Source organism: uncultured Gemella sp., from assembly GCF_963525875.1.
Lineage (GTDB): Bacteria > Bacillota > Bacilli > Staphylococcales > Gemellaceae > Gemella.
Window position 1 is genome coordinate 22171 of record NZ_CAURMG010000008.1, and the last position, 21773, is coordinate 43943.

The window sequence follows — 21773 nt, forward strand, 5'->3', positions numbered from 1 at the left end:
ACTAGCTATTACCTCTAGTTCTGTTACTACTAGAATTAGATCGAGAAGAGTTACTTCTACTACTATTACTACTATAAGAATAACTGCTATCACTAGTTCTTGAATCACTATCTGAGCTATCTCTTGATGAACTTCTTTCTCTACCTTTAGAAATAGTAATCTCTAAGCTTTCTTCACTTGGAATTATACTAGAGCCAGTTCTAATATTTTGTGAGATTATTGTACCACTATCTTTATCAGAATATTCTTCTCGATAAGAAACGTTCTTAAATCCATATGACGAAAGAATACTTTCAATATTAGAACTATCTTCGCCGACTAGATTAGGCATTGTAATTTTCTTTTTACCATTAGAAACTTGAATTACTAATTCCTTCTCTTTAGGAACTATCTCAGTTCCAGCTGTGATATTTTGTGATACTACTTTACCTGTATCATATCTATCACTCTCTACTTTCTCAACAGTTACATTTTTAAATCCTAATTTAGATGCATTTCTCTTAACAGTCTCTTCATCCATACCTATAAAGTTTGGCATATCTACTGTTTTCTTACCAGAAGAAACACGTAAATCTACTGTAGAACCTTTTTTAACCTTTTTACCAGCCTTAGGATCACTATCAATTACAGTTTTTTCTTTAACATCATCACTAGCTACCTCAGTAATATCTCCAACCTCTAAACCAGCTTTAACAATTGCTACCTTAGCTTCATCAAGAGTTTTATTACGAACATCAGGCGCTGAAACGCTATTAGCTCCAACTACATAATTATAAGTAAAGAATGTTCCTACAGCTATTGCAATAATTGCTAAAATAGCTAAAAATATATGCTTAGCTTTAGATGTTTCTTCTTTTTCATGCTTTTTATTTACATTATTATAACTATTGTTAGGTAAGTTTTTAGACTGATAACGTCTATTATTTTTTCTATTGTTTTGACTATTATCTTCCTCATATTTATAATAATCAACTTCTTCATTATAATTATTATAATCATAATGATTATCGTTAACAGGTGTATCAATATATTGTGTTTGATTATAATTGTTAACAGGTTCGGTATTTAATTTAAATCCAGTATATCTATTTTCATATAAACGCTCCGGATTTAAAACAGTGCTTAAATCATCAAATAATTCTTTTGAACTAATATATCTCTCATTTGGATTTTTCATAGTTGCTTGAAGAACAATATTTTTTACACTTTGAGGAACATTTTCTCTATATTTATCAATTTCAGGTAACTCCTCTTGTAGATGTTTCAATGCAATAGCTACCGCCGATTCACCTTTAAAAGGAATTTGACCAGTTATCATCTCAAAAATTAAAATCCCTAGTGAATAAATATCACTTTGAGCTGTAGCGACATTTCCACGAGCTTGTTCTGGAGACAAATAATATACAGTACCCAGCATTTGATTAGTTTGAGTTAGAGTTGTATCCCCATATGCTCTTGCAATACCAAAATCCGTAATTTTGCAAGTTAAATTTTCATTCATTAATATATTCTGAGGTTTTATATCTCTATGGATAATACCATTTTGATGTGCATGACTCAAACCTGCAGCTATTTGTTTAGCAATATGAACAATAGTTTCAATTGAAATACGTGGATTTTTAATCATATAGTCCTTTAAAGTCATACCTTCTACATATTCAAGTATTAAATAATAAAAATCTCCTTCATTCTCAACATCATATATAGAAACAATATTAGGATGTGAAAGGCTAGTCACCGCTTTTGCTTCTCTATTAAATCTTTTTACAGCCCCCTCATCATTCGCATCAATTTTGAAAGTTTTTATAGCAACTTTTCTATCTAAAATTGTATCATATCCTAACCAAACCGTAGCCATACCACCAGTTCCTAGATGATCCAAGATTTTATATCTATTACAAATAATATTATTTATCATGGTTTACACCCCCTAGATTATTTATTATAGCTACTGAAATATTGTCTACTCCACCGCGTTCTACACAAATATCAATTAAAATATCAACCGCTGTAGATAATTCATTATTGCGTACGATATTTTGAATTTCTTCATTTTCTATCATATTAGTTAAGCCATCTGAACAAATTAAAAAATAGTCATACTTGTTTAAATCATCAATAAATGTATGTAGTTCTATATTTGGTTTTGTTGCCAACGCCTGAGTTAATACATGTCTTTCAGGATGAGATTTTGCTTCCTCAACTGTAATAGCCCCAGCACTAATCAAAGCACCAACAAAAGAATCTTCAACTGTTACGACATCAATTTCATTATCCTTAGTTAAGCCATAAGCACTACTATCACCAATATTGTATACAACTACCTGATTATCAAAAGTTGCTACAGTCACAATAGTAGTTCCCATTTTTTTATTCTTATTTTGAGATTTTTCAAATAACTCAAGATTTAATTTTTCAATCTTATCACATAGCCAATTTTTCATATTATTAAAATTAGCAAACATTAAATCTTGCCATTCCTTCTCTAATGTAGAAACAATATAATTGCTAGAATACGCTGATTTACTATGGCTTCCTACACCATCACAAACAACGGCAAGTACTTCTCCTTGTTTGTTTTTACTAACACTTACTGCATCTTCATTTCTTTCTTTTCTACCCTTGTTACTATTATACGAATATACTAGTGGCATCTGGAATTCCTCCTTTTACCTCATCCTTACGTTCTTTAGCACGAAGTTGACCACAAGCTGCATCTATATCGTCACCTTGTGTTCTTCTTATCGTTACATTTACCTTATTTTTCTTAAGAACTTTTTCGAATGCGAAAATATCACTCTTACTTGTTCTAACATAATTACGTTCAGGTACATAGTTAATTGGAATCAAGTTAACGTGACAGTTAATATCTTTAATTATCTCAGATAACTTCTCTGCATGTTCTCTTTGATCATTCACCTGCCCCATTAAACCATATTCAAAAGTAATACGGCGATTCGTAGTTTTTTGATAATATTTAAGAGCTTCCATTAGTTTATCAATATTGTATGCTCTGTTAACAGGCATTATCTTACTACGTAATTCATTAGTTGGAGCATGTAAAGATACAGCAAAATTTATTTGAACTTTTTCATTAGCAAAATCATAAATTTTTGGTACTATTCCCGAAGTAGAAACTGTGATATGACGCGCACCAATATTGAAACTTTCATCACTATTTACAATTCTAATAAAATCCATCATTTCATCATAGTTTTCAAATGGTTCACCAATTCCCATTATTACGATACTAGAAATACGTTCACCTTTTTTATCTAATTCTTGTTGAACTTTTAAAACTTGAGAAACAATTTCACCTGCTTCTAAATTACGTTTTAAACCACCAAGTGTAGACGCACAGAATGTACAACCAATACGACAACCAACTTGTGTAGTTACACAAAGCGAATTACCATATTTATTTTTCATAAGTACACTTTCAATTGTATATTTATCCTGAAGTTCAAATAGAAACTTCATAGTACCATCAGCTGACTCTTGTTTAATAATTGTATTTAAAGTAGTGATTTCAAATTCCTCAGCTAATTTTTCTTGTAAAGACTTAGGAACATTTTTCATATCTAAAAAAGTGGTAACTCTTTTCTTATATAACCAATCGAAAATTTGCTTAGCTCTGAACTTCTTTTCACCTATACTAACAATATATTCTTCTAGTTGATCTAACCTCAAAGAATATATAGACATTTTATCAAAATCTTTTAACCATCTAGACTTTTTATAACCTTTAAAATCTGAAATTAACATTTTGCCTCCATTTTTCTAAGTTTTGCGATAAAAAAACCATCGCAACTATATTCATCAGGTAGTATTTCTAATACACCATTTTCACTAGTTTTAATAATACTATTTTTTAGAGAAATATTCTCTAATTTAAAGTCTTTATTTTCATTTAAAAACTTATTAATGTTTTCTATATTTTCTCTCTTATCAATAGTGCAAGTAGAATACATCAGTATCCCATTATTCTTCACATATTTTTTGCTATTATCTAATATTTGATATTGTAGTTTTGAAATTTCTTCTACATAAGAATTTGTGATTTTATATTTAATTTCTGGTTTATTTTTTATAACCCCTATACCTGAACAAGGAACATCGCAAATTACTATATCAAATTTATCATTAAATGAAGAATTATTTATAGTTGCATCTTGTTCTTTTATTTCAATATTCGAAATACCAAGTTTTGCAGTATTATCTTCAATCAATTTTAACTTATGTATATATTTATCACATGAAACTAAACTAGAATTAAAATACTTGCTTGCAATATGTAAACTTTTCCCACCAGGTGCTGCACATGTGTCTAATATTTTATACTCTTTATCAACAGGTAATCCTATTGACGATGCAACTAAAGCACTAGCCTCATCTTGAATAATGTAGTAACCATTAGCAAATAAAGAATTATCAATATTTAATTTATTTAAAATAAGGCTATCCTCACAAATTTCACTTTCACTAACAGCACTACCCATTTTGTCTATTAAGTCTGATTTCGTTGTTTTAAGTGGATTATATCTAATGCTATTCTTACTTTTTTGATTAAATGAAACTACAATGCTTTGTGCTTTGTCTTTGCCATATTGTTTGTTTAGAATATCAAATAATTCTTTAGGACAACTATTTTCCACACAAAATTGTTCAGTCTCATTTTTATATTTTAATTCTAAGTTTTTAGCATTTCTTTCAATATTTCTTAATATACCATTAACAAATTTACCCGTAATATTACCAGCAATTTTTTTACTTAATTTTACAGCTTCATCGATAATAGCAAAATTTGGAGTCTTATCCATATAAAGAAGTTGATAAATACTCATTAATAAAATAATTTTAACCTTTGGTTTAACTCTTCCTTTAGAATAAGATTTAAGTATATGCTCTAAATACAATTTATTCTTAATAGTACCATATACTACTTCGCTTATAAATCTTTTATCTTGTTCCTCAACTTTGTATTGATTAAAATATTTATTTAAAGTAATATTGCTATATCCATCTTCTTGAATAATCGTAAATAATACTTCGTATGCAAGACTTCTAGCATTAATGCTACTCATTTTTTTCACCTAAAATTGTTCCCACATAGTCTTTCTTGTTTGATAGGAAATTAACTACAGGCATACGTTTTTTCCCAGACACTTGAAGTTCATTAACCTTTAATACAGTTTTATTTCCACATAAAATATAAATACTTTTCTTATCTTGGCTAATAATAGTTCCTACTTTATCAAAATTTGATTCAATATCTAATTTAACAACTTCACTAGACCAAATCTTAAGTACATTTCCATCTAAAAATGTAAATGCCCCTGGCGTAGGATCTAATGCACGAACTTTATTAAATACATCTCGAGCTGGAGTATTCCAATCAATCTTCTCATCTTCTCTTAAAATATTGCTAGCAAATGTAGCTTCTTCCTCATTTTGTTTCTGCGGGTTAATGTCTCCGCTGAAAATTCTTGGTAGTGTTTCATTTAATAGGTCACGTCCTGCAATTGACAGCTTATCATGTAAAGATTCATAATTATCACTGTCAAGAATATCAACCTCTACTTTAGAAATCATATCACCAGCATCAAGTTTTTTAACCATATACATGATAGTAATACCTGTTTTTTTATGATCTTCAAGAATAGAATATTGAATAGGGGCTCCTCCACGTAATTTAGGTAGTAAAGAACCGTGAACGTTTATACATTTATGTTGAGGAATTTCTAAGATTCTTTCAGGAACTAATTGTCCATAAGCAGCCGTAATAATAATATCCGGATTTAAATCTATTAACGTAGTATAAGTCTCCTCATCAGTTGATATTTTTTCAGGCTGTAGCACTTTTATATTATTTTCTAAAGCTACTACTTTGACAGGTGGAGGTGTTAAGACTTTTTTTCTTCCTACTTTTTTATCTGGTTGAGTTATTACTAAATCAACTCCATAGTTTTCTATTAACATTTCTAATACTGGAACAGCAAATTTTGGCGTTCCCATAAATACTATTTTTTTATTGTTCATTTATTTCTCCTAATAAAGAATTTAATCATAATAATTATAACATATTTTCTGATATTGTTCTATTATTCGTTGGTGTATAACGATCTAATTAATAACTATTATTATTATTTTCTAAATTTAATAGGAATTTTTTCACTTCAATACCTGCTGCATATCCTGTTAAACTTCCATTTGCTCCTATTACTCTATGGCAAGGAATAAATATTAATATAGGATTATGTCCGACCGTCCCTCCAACCGCTTGAGAGGACATAGTTTTAAGACATCTATCTTTAGCAATCTTTTCAGAAATAAATTTATATGTTACTAATTCTCCATGTGGTATTTCCATGATTATACTCCAAACATCTTTTCGAAATTGAGTTCCTTGAAACTTTATAGGAATATCTTCTAAATTAGTTTCTTCACCATTAAAGTACTTATCTAACCAAGCCTTACACTTATTTAAAATTTCAAGTGAATCATTGAAGATATAATTCGATAAATCTTTAGGAAAATATTTTTGTCCTTCTAAATAACATCCACATAGATTGATACCATCAGAAATAATATATAACAAACCGATTTTACTCTTATATGTGCAATAATACATTTAAAACTCCTTTAATAATAATCTAAACATTCATATTATAACAAAAAATAAGGATGACTCAAAAAATACTGATTTTGTTGAGCCATCCCCGTAAAGTTTATTAGATATCAATAAACCATTACGACTATTAGTTCTTTAATAGATGGAATTGTTGGTTTGTCCCTAAACAAGTCCTAATCTTCTTCTCTATAAATTTTGAATAATAAAAACACTACCCCTACACAAATAAAGCAATCAGCTAAATTAAATATAGGAAAATCATAGCCGAATATTCTAAAATCTAAGAAATCTACAACTTCATGTCGTGTCAATCTATCAATAAAATTGCCAATAGATCCACCGTATATTAATGCAAATGTTAATTTATCAAAACTATTTAAAGTTTCTTTTTGTTTAAATAAATAATAAGATAACACTGCAATAAAAAGAACTGTAATAATTAAGAAAAAGATTCTACTATCTTGTAAAATTCCCCAAGCAGCACCTCTATTTCTATGTGAAGAGATACTAAAGAAGTTTGTGATAATTTCCTTACTCTCTCCTAAAGTGAAGTGCCTAACTATGAAATTTTTACTTAACTGATCTAATAATATCAAAAAACCTGTAGCTATAAATATTAATAACATACTGCTCTCCTTTAATTTTTTAATAATAATTTTTCTAACTCAGGATCAATCGTTCTCTCACCTCTCGCAGGAAGTTTGTAACGCCCAAGATGTATTAATTGATGGTGAATTTTCCCCCAACTTTCCATGGGAAAGATTGACATCAGTGATTTTTCAACTTGAAGCGGGCTATCATTTTTTTCTGCAAGACCAAACATCTTAGCCACACGTTCAACATGTGTATCAACCGCGATAGCTGGAATATTAAAACCTACAGCAAGTACAACATTAGCAGTTTTTCTACCAACGCCAGGTAATTTTTCTAATTCTTCCCTAGTTTTTGGAATTTCATAATCATAAACATCACGTAACATGTTAGCCATTCCGATAATATTTTTGGATTTAGCTTTGTATAATCCTAGTGTCTTAATATATTTTTCAATGTCTTCAACCTTCGCATCTGCGTAGTCATCAATTGTTTTATAATTTTCGAATAGTCCTACTGTAGCCCTATTTACATACTCATCTTTACATTGGGCAGATAATAAAACCGCGATAACCAACTCTAAATTATTTGAAAAATCTAATTCACATTCAACATCAGGAAATACTTTATCAAGATAATCCATTATTTTCTTTGCTTTAATTTTCTTTTGTCTATTTGTTAAACCAGTCATATCCTAAACTACTACCACTTTCTGACTCTACTTCCTTATTAACCTTATTATTTAAAATTCCATTTACATAACTAATATTTTTAGATAAGGTTAATGCTTCATCAATTTCTTTTTTTGTATATTGTTTTTCGAACCATGATGAGACGATATCTAACTCTTTTGAAGTTAGTATTTTTCCAGTAATACGCTCAACAAGCTTTAATAATTCTCTTAAAGTATAATAGTTCTCTTTATCACTAAACACATAAAATTTTACTTTACTATTAGATGACAGAGCTATACATCTTTTATTAATCAAAACATCTAACATTGTAAAAATCTCTTTTTCAGACATTCTAAGATGTTCTTTTACTAATTCTATTGAAAAAGGTATTTCCCCTTGATTTGTCAAATAACTTATCTGAAGAAGAAACATGGCTTCCTCTCCAGATAAGTTATGATTAGTATAATTCAATAAGAAATCAGCATCAATTAAAATACCTTTTATATTGATATTGATCATTTTGAAACTCCTAAGGTGTAAGCCTGTTTAAAAGACGAGGGAATGGTGCAGTTTCACGAACATGACCATTGCCAGTAATCCAAGCCACAGTTCTTTCTAGACCAAGACCAAATCCTGCATGTTCAACAGAACCATATTTACGTAAATCTAAATACCAACCATAGGCATCAAGATTTAAATCATGTTTTTTAATGTTTTCTAACAATGTATCGTAATCATCAATACGTTGAGAACCGCCAATAATTTCTCCGTATCCTTCTGGAGCTATTAAATCAGCGCATAATACAACATCAGGTTCATTTGGATCTTCAATCATGTAAAATGGTTTAATATCCAATGGCCAATGTGTAATAAATACAGGTTTATTATAGCTGTTAGCGATGAAAGTTTCATGAGGTGAACCGAAATCATCACCATATTCAATATCATCAAAACCATTTTCTTTTAATAATTTAATAGCATCTTTATATTTAATACGTGGAAACTCTCCTCTTGCATTATTTAGAGCTTCTACATCACGTCCTAGAACTTTTAGTTGTTCTTGACATTTTTCTAGCACATCAGTTAATAAATGATTTACAAATGCTTCTTGTAAAGCTAAACTTTCATCATGATTACAGAATGCCATCTCAGCTTCAATCATCCAGAACTCGATTAAGTGACGGCGAGTCTTAGATTTTTCTGCTCTGAACGTAGGACCAAATGAAAATACTTTTCCAAAAGCCATCGCAGTTGCTTCTAAGTATAATTGACCAGATTGAGAAAGATATGCTTCTTCATCGAAATATTTAGTATTAAATAATTCTGTAGTTCCTTCTGGAGCTGATGATGTTAAAATTGGTGGATCTGTTTTTAAGAAACCTTCTTTTTCAAAGAAATCATAAGTTGATTTAATAATTTGATTTCTAATTGTTAAAATAGCATGTTGCTTCTTAGAGCGAATCCATATATGACGATTGTCTGCTAAAAATTCTACTCCATGTTCTTTTGGAGTTATTGGATAATCGATTGCTTCAGAAATCACTTCGAAATCTTCAATTTCTAATTCAATTCCTGATAATTCTCTATCATTTTCTTTAATTAAACCTGTTACTTTTAATGAAGTTTCTTGTGGTAAATGGCGTAATTGTTGATACTTATCCTCACCTAATGCTTCTTTTAAAGCTATTGCTTGGATAAAGCCAGCTCCATATCTTAATTGGAAAAATGCAATTTTACCACTACTTCTCTTGTTAGCAATCCATGCACCAAGAGTTACTTTTTGACCTAGTTGTTCTTTTAAATTGTTAATGTTCAACTTTAAGTCCCTCCTAATTTTTATAATTATTATATTCGATATTTATTATGTTCGTAGTTATATAAAAACTATTTATATTATATCATATTTTTAGTAATTTTTTAATTAACTATACTTATTTTTAAAGTTAATGTTCTAAATCACGAAATACAACAATGCTATCAAAAATATCTCTTAAATAATACCTATATTCAAGTATATCTTTTGTTGCGTAACATCTGCATGATAGTTTATTATTTTTAATAACTTCACTATATAATTCTTTAAAATTATCTTTTATCGAAAAATTAAAATATTTAATATAACTTTTTTTCTCTCGTTTTGTAAAGTATATGTCTTTATATTTATTACTATCAAAAATAAATAATACTGTACCAAGAGTCTTTGTATTTAATAATTCTTCATCACCATTACAATATATAAATTTAATCTTAGAATTTAAATTTATATATTTGTGATTTTTAGAGTGAATCACATTAATTAAACCTTTTACCTTTTTATCATCGACAACTGTTAATTTTAAACTATTTTCTTGATCTAAAACTACAAACTTATAAGTATTTTTAGAATTAGTTAAGACACTACGTAGTTTTTTTATGAATTTATATGATACCGGTAATTCTTTATGATAAATTTTAATATCATTTAAAATAGCATCAACATCTTGAATAATGAAAGATAAACTATCATTGTATAAAAACAGACTTTCCGAAATATACATTTCATGTAAAAATTTCACCAATCCGTCTATATTATTTCTTAACATTTTTATGTTTTTATCTTTTAAATTTTTCGAAACAGCAACATTTAATTCAACTATGACATTTTTATAAAAATAGTCTTTTGTATTTTTAGAATCTAATTCACGCCCTAAAATTCTCTTATTCTCAAAGATAAAAGTATAATTTTTAAAATTTTTGTTCTCTATTAGATACTCTATGGAATCATAATTTGTAACAATATTTTCTGAGTGCAATGCGGCTTTATTTTTCTCATCAAAATAATACGATTTTGAACTTATTGAAACGGCATTTTTTATACTTTCAATGTATTGTTTTTCTAAATACAATAGATTTAATTCACAAAAATCTCCAGCTTGTGTTTCTAATACCCATACATATAATTTAATTAATAATTTATCTAAATTAAGATCTTCCTTTTTTGGAAACAGAGTAAATATGTTTAACGGTACGTAATTACTTTTTTTCTTTAAAATTGTATAATTAACAACTTTAAATTTTCGTATATACTCTTTCTCATCGATAGAAGAAAACATTATGTACTTTTTAGGATAATTTTCCATACTTATAGTGTAAGATACTTTTTTAAAGGCAACATCTTGAAATATTAAATAATTGTTAGTAATAGACATATTATCTTTGAAGTTATTTTTACAAAATTTTGCAAATCTATATGTACTAAAATTGATTTTTTCAAGAAGTTCTTCTATTTTTTTATAGTTATAGTTGTTCAAATTAGCTATTTTGTATGCAATTGCTTCTAATAATTTAACTGTTACTTTTACATCAATAGCTGCATTGTGAAATCCTTCTCCGGAATAAAGGCTAAGAGAATTTGATAAATCTGATAATTTATAACTTACTTGCGATGGCATAAATAATCTAGCTAGCTCGACAGTATCTAAAGACATCTTTGCTTTGTACATAATTCCAACATCGTGAAATCTCTTTTTTAGAATTATATAATCTGAAGCTAGTCCATGACAAACTAGTATATCATCTTTAATAAAATCATATAATTTGACAGCTACATCTTCAAAGTACGGTTTATCCATAAGCATTTCATTACTTATTCCTGTAAGTTCCGTAACAAATGAAGATACTTCTTTTTTCGGTTGTATATAATAATTAATTGACTCTAGTTCTTTAAAAGTATCGTCAAGTTTTGTTGCTGAAAATTGAATAATCTCTTTGTCTTCAGTTAATTCAATATCAACGATACAAAATAATCTATTCATAAATTCTCTCACCTCACTTTCTAGTTATTTATATATTATCTCTCGTTTTTTCTAAAAAATCTAGTATGTTATCCCTATTATTAACTAAACCATTAACTAAGATTTCATATTCGAGCAAAGTAACCAGCTCTCTAATCCACGGTCCAGGTTTTCTATTAATAAATGCTATAATTTCTTCAGACGTAATATTAATATCATTTAACGAAGTAATTGCTAATTTAACTTTATTGATTTCAGCTATATCTCTAAATTTAAAATAACTACAAATAAACCTAACATTGTCAATATCATACTTATATAAAATAACTTCTAATGGTTTTTTATTTATAAAATCATTTCTAATTTTTTCATATTCTTTAACTAATTTTAGTTCCTTATTAGATAACTTTAATTTCTTTAGTTCGTCAGTAGAAATTTTGTTTAGAGTAGATAGAATATACAAACTTTGACAAAAAGTGTATTTAGAAAAATCTTCAATCACTTTTATGTCTTTTATGAATGGTATATAACTATTAAGCGTGCTATCTATCATTAATTGCATACTATTAATGTTGCCTTTACCCTCTAATAATTTTCTAAATTCATTAACAATTCTCTCAATAGATACATACTCAATTAGTTTAGCATTGTTTTTTATTGCCATTATAGTATTACTATCAATATCAAATCCTAATTTTGAAGAAAAACGAAAAGCCCTTAACATTCTTAAAGCATCCTCAAAGAATCTTTCATTTGGATCATTAACAGTTTTAATAATTTTATTGTTTAAATCAACTTCACCATTATGAAAATCAAATAGTTTCCCCCTTGAATCTAGTGCCATAGCATTTATCGTGAAATCACGTCTATCTAAGTCCTCTTTTAGATTACTAACAAATTCAACCTTATCTGGAGCTCTATGATTAACATATTCGTCTTCTTTTCTAAATGTTGTGACTTCGTAGCTTTCACAATTTACTAATATTGTAACTGTTCCATGCTGAATTCCAGTATCAATACTTTTACGAAATATATTTTTTACTTGTTCAGGTAAGGCATTCGTTGTAATATCAATGTCGGAAAAATCTTTGTCTAAAAGAAAATCTCTTACACAACCACCGACAAAATAAGCTTCAAATCCATTTTTATTAAAAGTCTTAAGAATATTTATAGCATCTTTAAATTTATAATTAAAGTTTTCTAAATTCATATTGTCCTTTCAAATAGAAAAGGACTGGTACAATACCCAGCCCTTTAAAGTTTTTTGATATTATTTAGATAAGTTATAAGTATCTCTAGCAATCATAACCTCTTCGTCAGTTGGGATTACAAATGCTTTAACTTTAGATTCAGCTGTTGAAATTTCAGCCACTTTTCCACGAACATTATTTTTCTCTTTATCGATTTGAACGCCTAAGAAAGTTAATCCTTCTAATACTTCTTCACGTACCCATGTAGCATTTTCACCTACACCAGCAGTAAATACGATAGCATCAACTCCATTCATAGCTGCAGCATACGCACCAACGTATTGTTTAATTCTGTTGATATAAACATCAATAGCTTCAGCAGCATGTGGGTTTGTATCTCTAGCGTCTTCAACATCACGTAAGTCAGAAGAAAGTGCAGATACACCTTTTAATCCTGATTCAAAGTTGAAAATACGAACGATTTCTTCAAGATTTAGTCCAGTTTTTTGAGCAATATAAGGAATTGTAGCTGGATCGATATCTCCAGTTCTAGTTCCCATTACTAATCCTGATAATGGTGTGAATCCCATTGATGTATCAAAAGATTTACCATTTTTAATAGCACAAATTGAAGCACCGTTACCAATGTGGCATGAAATAGTTTTTAATTCTTTTGGATCTTTACCAAGAATTTCTGCAACTTTTTCACCAATATATCTGTGGCTTGTTCCGTGAGCACCGTATTTACGAACTCCGTGTTTTTCGTAGAATTCTCTTGGCACAGCGTACATGTAAGTTGATTTTGGCATACTTTGGTGGAATGCTGTATCAAATGTTAATACGTTAGGTACTCCTGGTAATTCTTTTTGGAATGAACGAACACCTTTAATGTTTGCTGGGTTGTGTAAAGGCGCTAAGTCTTCAATAGAATCAACTTTCGCTAATTCTTCATCAGTAACTAAAACAGATGCATCGTAGAATTCACCACCATGAACTACACGGTGTCCAACTCCTTCAATTTCTTTTACATCTTTTACAATTCCTAATTTAGTTAATTTTTCAAGTAACATTTCAATAGCGATATCATGGTTAGGAATATCTAATGTTTCTTTATTTTTTTCTCCGTTGAACTCGATAGTAAATACACTGTTATCAATACCGATTCTTTCAACTAATCCTTTTGTAATAACTTTTTCTTCAGGCATTTCAAATAATTGAAATTTTAAAGATGAACTTCCTGAGTTAATAGCTAAAATCTTTGTCATAAGTATAAATCTCCTCTTACTCTATTTGCATTATATTTACTATTATCTCATTAATTATAATTAATTACAAGTGTTATTTAAAATTTTTTATAAAATAATTTATAAAAAAACTGATAACAAGAATACGTTATCTATATCTCAGTTATCAGTTTTATATGTTTGTATATTTTTTTTATGAATATAAAAATATTTTAGTTAGTATATTTTTTACGATGTGAAAGTGCCGCTTACAACATACCAACTTCCTCGCTCATTGTGTTCTAATTGGCCACGACCGTTAACTCTATATTTACCAACAACATCACCGTTACGTTTCAGATTAACATAAGCTAAATGATCGCTACCTAACCAAACATCATAAGAAAAGTCATAAGTTGATGAATTTCTCGAATAATTTTTAATATACATCGCTCTCGCCCAATCACCGACTTGTACATCTGATAATTCCTTAGTATCAATCGAGCTATCTTCTCTAAAAACTTTTGTTCCTGATGAGGAGTTACTATCTCTAAAACTATCTTTAGATTTTTCATTTAGACCTCTTACGGTATATGAGCGTTTAAACTCACCTTTTAATTCAAGTTTCTTCGCTTCAGCAGATGTTTTACTCAAACTAATAGTTACCTCAACTTTTTCACCATTTCTTAAATTATTAGTTTTACTAAATGTAATCGATGGTTCTTGAAGAAATTGTGTTACAGATGAATCATCTGATTTTACTGTTGGAATTTTTTTTATATCAGCTGCCGCTGTTCCATCACCATCTGAACCATAAGGTTTAAATTCAATTTCATATTGACTTAAATCCACTATCGCTTTGCTATTAAAATAATACTTTGTATAACCGAAGTAACCAGATATCGCTAATAGCCCTATTATAAAGAAACTAATAAGAAATAATAATCCTGTTTTTTTCCTAGGTTCTTTATACTCTGCATATTCAAATTCTTGATTATTATAATTTTGATTATAATATTCTTGACCATTTTGTTGGTATTGACCATTATCATAATAATTATTATTTTGATATGTATTATTCATATTTTGATTAGGATATTCATTATAATTCCAATTATTATTTTCATAATTCCCATTAGGATAGTTATTATAATTTTGGTTATTATTACCATAATTCATTTCATTGTAATTTTGATTTTGATAATCATCGTAATTATATCCATTACTTTGATTATTATTTTTTCCCATATTATTTCCTACTACTTCCTTAATTAATTGTAAATATTATTAATGTATTAAACTTATTAATAATATTATCACAGATAACAGGTATTTACTATAAAAAATAATCTATTTGATCATAAAAATTATATCTAATCTACGTTAATTATGTATAATAGATTGCTAACTCAATTCTTCTTTTACTACATTAAGAGCCCTCTCTATTACTACATGCATATCGTAATATTTATAGTCTGCAAGACGACCACAAAAGATTACGTCTTTACCTTTTGCTTCTTCTAAATATTTTTGATAAATTCCATTATTTTTAGCGTCATTTATTGGATAGTATGGTTCATCGCCACGTTTCCAATCTACTGAGTATTCACGTGTAATAACCGTTTTTTCTTGAGTACCCTTTTCAAAATGTTTGTGCTCTATAATACGAGTAAAAGGTACTTCAAGTTCTGTATAGTTTACTACTGCATTACCTTGGTAATTCTCTTCATTTAGTACTTCATGTTCAAAGCGAAGACTCCTATATTCTAATTCTCCATATTTATAATCAAAATACTGATCAATCATTCCCGTAAATACTACTTTTTTTGCACATTTTTCTAATTCTTTACGATTTTTGAAAAAGTCCACATTTAATTCTACTTCGATTCCTTTAAGCATATTTTCGATAATAACATTGTATCCACCGATTGGAATACCTTGATATCTATCGTTAAAGTAATTGTTATCAAATGTGAAGCGTACAGGAAGACGTTTGATAATAAATGGTGGTAGTTCCGTAGCACTTCGTCCCCATTGTTTTTCTGTATAACCTTTAATTAATGTTTCGTATACGTCAGTACCAATAAGCTTAATCGCTTGTTCTTCTAAGTTTTTAGGCTCACTATCTTGCAGATGGGCTGTTTGTTCAGCGATTTTTGCTTTTACCTCAGCAGGAGTCTTAGTTCCCCATAATCCGTAGAAAGTGTTCATGTTGAAAGGTAGATTGTATAATTTACCTCTATAGTTTGCTACTGGTGAGTTAATATAATTGTTAAACTCAGCGAATTGATTCACATAATCCCATATTTCTTTGTTAGAAGTATGGAAAATATGAGCACCATATTTGTGAACATTGATTCCCTCAACATTTTCACAATAGATATTCCCACCAATATGGTCGCGTTTATCTATTACTTTTACTTTTTTTCCTTGTTTGGTTGCTTCATGTGCAAAGATCGCACCTGACAATCCAGCTCCAACTATTAAATAATCGTACATTGCTTCCTCCTTTTATATTTCATATCTAACAAGAATTTTTCACCATTTTATTCTTAAAAAATGTACATATATTATAGAAAAGTTTGGTAGATAAGATATAAATTTTTACTTTTTTCTAGATAATTTTATTCATTAACAATTTTTCTTGATTCTCCTCAAATAATTCAAGAGCCTTTGATAAACCATACTTACTTTTAATTTGTTCAAATGCTTCTCTCATATAAGTTCTTCTTATTTTCATACTATGCATGTCACTAGCGATAAAATGAACTAGATTTTTGTCCAAATACTTTTTAGCTCTTTTTTTAAAATGTTTGTGTTTATCTCCGATTAGTTTAGTTTTCAATACACTCTCAGCATTTACTTGAATGTACACTCCCATATTAATTAATTTTTGGATACCATCTTCATCAACATTTATATACCTTTCAACATGAGCAATTACAGGTGTTATACCAAGAAATAAAATCTTACTGAGAGCCCTATTAATCTCTTTATATCTCATCTCATAAGGAAATTCAACAAGAATATAATCGGTACCTGCCAATGTAGGATGTATTTTATTTTCGATATTTTCAATTTCGTCATCTTTATAAAAGATTTCACTTCCTAAATATATCTTCAAATCATCAGCAACCTCTTTAGCAATTTCCTCTACTCTTTTAAAATTTTCAATAATTATTCCTAAATCAGTTTCAAACATCCCCTGTCTTCTGTGTGGTGTCGCAATAATTCCTTTTACCCCCTGGTTATAACTTTCTTCTAATAAATCCCTTGTATCATTTTCATTTTTAGCTCCATCATCAACTCCAAAAATTATGTGAGAATGAATATCTATCATCTTTTTCTTCTCCTCCAATTACTTTCCTTCAATTACATCTCTAATGTTTTCCTTAACTTCATTTAAACTTTGTTCATTAATTTCTGTCATGTATAGATTTGCTCCCGGCATAGCGTATGAAGGTAATCCCATACTTCCCTTACCTGTAAGAGCTTGAGAAGCAACACTAAATTCTTTACCAGAATTAAGCTGTTCATTCGCTAATTTATTTGCTGTCTCTATAGGCATATTTGTTTGAACAGATTTACTAATCTTATTTATAATGGTCTTATAATTAGTCAAGCCTTCTTTAGTAGTAAGCTTTTTAATGATTGCAGCTATAACTTTTTCTTGGTTCTTACCACGATCATTATCTCCATCGGCTAAACTATATCTTTCACGAACAAAGGTAAGCGCCTTATCGGCATCCAAATGAACAAGTCCTGAATTAAAATTATACTTACCAGCAGAAAAGGCTTGATCATTATAAACATCAACTCCCCCCACTGTATCTATCAATTCTAAAAATGATGTAAAATTAAGCCTTGCATAATAATCTAACTTTATATCATATAAATTTTCTAATGTATGAATTGATGAGTCAACACCATAAAGACCAGCATGAGTTAGTTTATCAAATTCATTATTACCACCATCAGCAATTTTTACATATGAATCACGTGGAGTTGTAGTCAATAAAACTTTACCAGTTTCTTTATTTATTGTTAATATTATATTAACATCAGAACGACTTACACTAGATATAGGTCCATATGTATCAATTCCACTCACGTAAATATTAAAAACTTTATCAGCATTTCTATTTCCTTTTGAATTTATTGATTTCCTAATTTTGAATTCATATATTTTTTTTGTTTTTTCTTTAAAATCTGAATGTTGTTTAATAATATAATCTTCAAAAGAACTATTAAGAATCATCGCTCTTGTAGAACCAGATAACAACGCTTCATACGCTGTAATATAATTTCTAGTTTCTTTTAAGTCAACTGTTAGCTTTTTCTTTTCTCGAATTTCTTTCATCAGTTTATTAATATTTTCACCATCACTAGAAACTGGTGCAGCCACAGACTCTCCTTGTAAATCAGATAATTTACTTGCTTTATCATCTTTCAATACAATTATACTCAAAGTATACTCATTAAATTCTGCATTATTATTTAAATTTTCAAATAATCCAACAGCTGTTTTAAACTGAACATACGAGAAGATCAAAATAATATTCATTATTATTAACATTACAGTATTAAACACTTTGGCTTTTTTCTTAATTATTAGAAACACCGAAACTATAATCGAAATCATAATGACAATTATAATTCCAAAATTAATTCCTCTGAAATTTAAAAAGTCATATTTAAACATTGTCCATCCAACTAATACCCCTAAAACTACTAAAAGAGTAGTTAATATAGAGTTTACAACATCGAAATTACTTATGGTTTTTTTTCTTTTTTTATATCTTTTTTTCATCATTTTCCTCACTATTAATAATTTGTATCTTAATTTAATTATACAACAATTCCTTTAATATTTAAACATAACTAAATTCTTATATTTCGAATTTGGGTTAGTTTCAAGACCATAACATTAGCAGCTTTATAATTTAAAAAAAGCTATACCACATTAGAATAGCATAGCTTAAATAATATATTCCATATAAACAGTTGTACACTAGAATATTATTACTGTTCAAATAGCTTCTCTAGCTGTCTAGTAGCAGACTTAATCTCATAACCGCTTTCACTGATTTTCTTATATATATTCTCTCTGTCTAATATACGCCCCTCTCTAACAGAAAGAATCTTAGCTGCCCAAAGCTTCCATTCATCTTTTAATGACAAACTATTATCATAATTTTCTAAGATTTTAGCATCCGGTAAGTGACTTGCTGTTACAACTGGTAATCCATTCGCCTGTGCTTCTACTAATACGATTGGTAATCCTTCAAAGTTAGATGGAAAGAAAAATACGTCTAATAAATTTAGCATTTCTCCAACGTTGCTTTTTAAACCAGTAAAAATCACCTTATCTTCAACACCATATTCTTTAGCAAAATTTTCCAAGAATGTCGTATTCCCTTTTCCAATAAAAACTAAGCGAGAATTAGGTTCTTTCTTCACTAATTCAGAAAATACTTTAACACAAAAACTTTGGTTTTTCTGTTTTTCATACAAACGAGAAACTTGTCCAACTACAAGGCAATCTTCTGGAATATTATATTCTTTTCTCAGTTTCTCACGTACATTTTCGTTATATAAAAATTGTTCTACCTCTATCGCATTATTAATAACTAATGCTTTTTTTCTTTCCTTGCCGTGATAAAAATGATTTGCAGCTTCTACTCCGCATGCCCAAAAATCTGTTGCAAATTTTCCAACAAATAGACGATTTATCGGATGTATAAATCGATAAAACTTGTCAGCGGTTGCACAGTGTCCGTGTACAATTCTTTTTTTGATACCATATTTTTTAGCAAGTTTTAAAAATTCAAGATGTGTTAATCCATTCTGATTTGACCATAGTATATCATATCGATGAGCATTTTTTCTAAAGAATTTATCCCATTCCTTCAACGCCTGTTTGATATTTGGCCTTAATTTAGGAATTCTATGAAACACTATAGGATTTTTACATAATTTCTTAAAATGATCACTAAAATCAACATCTTCTGGACCTTGAAGTAAAAATTCAAATTCAAATTCATCAGTGTTTATATTATTGTAAAAATCTACAACAATCTTTTCTAATCCACCAATATCGGGAATTAACCCACATACCAAGACTCTTCTCATTTATTTTCTCCTTAATCTATTTAAAAATATTATCCTTCTAATCATATATAAAAATAATTTACTAACCTCGTGATTCCTATATATATACATATAAATACTAAAAATACCTAGATATAGAAATATTTTCATTATTACACTAGTAATAAAAACTAATTTTGAAAAAACAAAAATATCTAATAGGACAGCACATATAACACTAGAGGCAAATATTGTGAAATGCTTAAACATCGTCATAAAATAATTCTTTGAAGACGATTTTATTCCATATTTAAATGCACTATATGGTTCATACCATGTACAAGTTAGTAACGTTGAACCTATAGTTCCTAGTAAAATTCCGGCTACGCCCAAATTTAAAACTACTAAAAAATAAAGTGAAAGAACTATATTAATTAAAATTTCTGCAATAACTTTTTTATTTTGCTCGTAACTTAATCCATATACCGAAATTAATGTCAAATTCGGTTGTCTATAAGAAGTAAGGAAAAAATTAATAACAATTACTATCTCGATCCATCTACTAAAAGAAAAATCCTCTCCTAACCAAATTGTCATAAATGGGTGTACGAAAAATAAATATCCCATACTCGCAAAATATATCAAACTAAAAGCAATAAACTGGTATTTTTTTAAAAAATTAGATTTAGCTTCTGTTGTTGTGTCATCAGAGTGGATTAAATTTCCGACTGAAGACGTTATCGAACCCATAACAGTATTAATTAGCATTGATACAAATCCTAAAACATAAGTGTAATTCCCATAGATACCTATTGCGGATAAACTGATAAACTTTGCCATCAAAATACTATCAGTTTGAAATACAACTTTTGCACCAATACTTCCTAGAGTATTTCCTTTAATATTTCTAATAAACTTATCTCTTTCATCTTTGTTAATAGGACTAGCTTCTTTATTATTCAAATAACTATATAAACGATCTACCACATATGATATTATGAAATTACCTATAATATTTAAAACCGTTTCTATTAATAAATAAAAAATAAAGTTTTTAGTAAGAACTATTACTCCTATTTGTAAAAATACTCGAATTGTATTTAAGGCAAAGTTAATTAAGTTTATAACATAGTTTCGCTGATCAACATATAGCAATGTTCGTTTGTAAGAGAAAAAATAACCAGACGCTGAATTAAATACAAATATAAAATAAATCCAGTATAATTCGCTATCAATCGTATAATCCTTAATCATATACGGAAGAAATAATGATAATATTGATCCAAATATAAAAATAGCAATTCCAATAATTACATATAACTTTTTAAATAAAACCATAAAGGCTTTAATTTTCCCATGTTCTTCTCGAGCTAACGGGCCATATAGCGCATAACTCATTGCTTCAGCTATTCCTAATTCTGCTAATGATAAAATAGAAATTAAACTCATTAAATAACTACTCAAACCTAAATATGTAACACCAAGAATATTCACAAAGACAGTACGATTAATAAAACCAATGAGTACTGAAAAAGGTTGGAGTACGAGCGCTATACTAGTATTTAAAGTGACAAATTCTGTTCTACTTCTTTTCATAAATT

At 28.5% G+C, this 21773-nt stretch carries 19 protein-coding genes; all 19 read right to left on the reverse strand.

Features of this window, described 5'->3' with window-relative positions; genetic code table 11:
* Nucleotide 1: 1 nt before the first annotated feature.
* Entirely contained in the window at nucleotides 2–1918 is a 1917-nt protein-coding gene (pknB, locus tag RWQ73_RS02565) for a Stk1 family PASTA domain-containing Ser/Thr kinase (RefSeq protein WP_314406559.1), read from the reverse strand.
* Nucleotides 1908–2654, reverse strand: coding sequence for a protein phosphatase 2C domain-containing protein (locus tag RWQ73_RS02570; RefSeq protein ID WP_314406560.1), 747 nt, complete (start codon nucleotides 2652–2654; stop codon nucleotides 1908–1910). Before RWQ73_RS02570 ends, pknB begins: the two co-directional genes overlap by 11 nt.
* Nucleotides 2632–3765: a 23S rRNA (adenine(2503)-C(2))-methyltransferase RlmN gene (rlmN, locus tag RWQ73_RS02575; protein WP_314406561.1), complete on the reverse strand. Its 1134-nt coding sequence runs from the start codon at nucleotides 3763–3765 to the stop codon at nucleotides 2632–2634. Before rlmN ends, RWQ73_RS02570 begins: the two co-directional genes overlap by 23 nt.
* Nucleotides 3759–5084 carry a 16S rRNA (cytosine(967)-C(5))-methyltransferase RsmB gene (rsmB, locus tag RWQ73_RS02580; RefSeq protein ID WP_314406562.1) on the reverse strand — a complete coding sequence of 442 codons (1326 nt, stop codon included), beginning with the start codon at nucleotides 5082–5084 and terminating at the stop codon, nucleotides 3759–3761. Before rsmB ends, rlmN begins: the two co-directional genes overlap by 7 nt.
* Nucleotides 5077–6039 carry a methionyl-tRNA formyltransferase gene (gene fmt, locus RWQ73_RS02585; protein ID WP_314406563.1) on the reverse strand — a complete coding sequence of 321 codons (963 nt, stop codon included), beginning with the start codon at nucleotides 6037–6039 and terminating at the stop codon, nucleotides 5077–5079. The genes rsmB and fmt overlap by 8 nt, the downstream gene beginning before the upstream one ends.
* 88 nt (nucleotides 6040–6127) lie before the next feature.
* Nucleotides 6128–6631 (reverse strand): methylated-DNA--[protein]-cysteine S-methyltransferase, encoded by a 504-nt coding sequence (locus tag RWQ73_RS02590; protein ID WP_314406564.1) that lies wholly within the window; start codon nucleotides 6629–6631, stop codon nucleotides 6128–6130.
* 173 nt (nucleotides 6632–6804) lie between these two features.
* Entirely contained in the window at nucleotides 6805–7257 is a 453-nt protein-coding gene (gene lspA, locus RWQ73_RS02595) for a signal peptidase II (RefSeq protein ID WP_314406566.1), read from the reverse strand.
* A gap of 11 nt (nucleotides 7258–7268) precedes the next feature.
* Nucleotides 7269–7913 (reverse strand): endonuclease III, encoded by a 645-nt coding sequence (gene nth, locus RWQ73_RS02600; protein ID WP_314406567.1) that lies wholly within the window; start codon nucleotides 7911–7913, stop codon nucleotides 7269–7271.
* On the reverse strand, nucleotides 7894–8415 hold the full coding sequence (locus RWQ73_RS02605; protein WP_314084310.1) for a hypothetical protein: 522 nt from the start codon (nucleotides 8413–8415) through the stop codon (nucleotides 7894–7896). Before RWQ73_RS02605 ends, nth begins: the two co-directional genes overlap by 20 nt.
* Before the next feature lie 10 nt (nucleotides 8416–8425).
* Nucleotides 8426–9712, reverse strand: a complete 1287-nt coding sequence (asnS, locus tag RWQ73_RS02610) for an asparagine--tRNA ligase (protein ID WP_314406568.1) — start codon at nucleotides 9710–9712, stop codon at nucleotides 8426–8428.
* Between the two features lie 127 nt (nucleotides 9713–9839).
* Nucleotides 9840–11690, reverse strand: coding sequence for an exonuclease domain-containing protein (locus tag RWQ73_RS02615; RefSeq protein ID WP_314406569.1), 1851 nt, complete (start codon nucleotides 11688–11690; stop codon nucleotides 9840–9842).
* 28 nt (nucleotides 11691–11718) lie between these two features.
* Nucleotides 11719–12879: a CCA tRNA nucleotidyltransferase gene (locus RWQ73_RS02620; RefSeq protein ID WP_314406570.1), complete on the reverse strand. Its 1161-nt coding sequence runs from the start codon at nucleotides 12877–12879 to the stop codon at nucleotides 11719–11721.
* A 60-nt stretch (nucleotides 12880–12939) separates the two neighbouring features.
* Entirely contained in the window at nucleotides 12940–14124 is a 1185-nt protein-coding gene (locus RWQ73_RS02625) for an acetate kinase (protein WP_314406571.1), read from the reverse strand.
* 207 nt (nucleotides 14125–14331) lie between these two features.
* A complete protein-coding gene (locus RWQ73_RS02630) occupies nucleotides 14332–15330 on the reverse strand; it encodes a hypothetical protein (protein WP_314406572.1) in 999 nt (332 codons plus the stop codon).
* Between the two features lie 156 nt (nucleotides 15331–15486).
* The gene (glf, locus tag RWQ73_RS02635) at nucleotides 15487–16581 is read right to left on the reverse strand and encodes a UDP-galactopyranose mutase (RefSeq protein ID WP_314084322.1); all 1095 of its coding nucleotides are present in this window, start codon (nucleotides 16579–16581) and stop codon (nucleotides 15487–15489) included.
* A 115-nt stretch (nucleotides 16582–16696) separates the two neighbouring features.
* Nucleotides 16697–17422, reverse strand: a complete 726-nt coding sequence (locus RWQ73_RS02640) for a CpsB/CapC family capsule biosynthesis tyrosine phosphatase (protein ID WP_314406573.1) — start codon at nucleotides 17420–17422, stop codon at nucleotides 16697–16699.
* An 18-nt stretch (nucleotides 17423–17440) separates the two neighbouring features.
* A complete protein-coding gene (locus tag RWQ73_RS02645; RefSeq protein WP_314406574.1) occupies nucleotides 17441–18892 on the reverse strand; it encodes an LCP family protein in 1452 nt (483 codons plus the stop codon).
* 212 nt (nucleotides 18893–19104) lie between these two features.
* A complete protein-coding gene (locus RWQ73_RS02650; protein ID WP_314406575.1) occupies nucleotides 19105–20214 on the reverse strand; it encodes a glycosyltransferase in 1110 nt (369 codons plus the stop codon).
* Nucleotides 20215–21768 (reverse strand): hypothetical protein, encoded by a 1554-nt coding sequence (locus RWQ73_RS02655; RefSeq protein ID WP_314406576.1) that lies wholly within the window; start codon nucleotides 21766–21768, stop codon nucleotides 20215–20217.
* Nucleotides 21769–21773 lie beyond the last annotated feature (5 nt).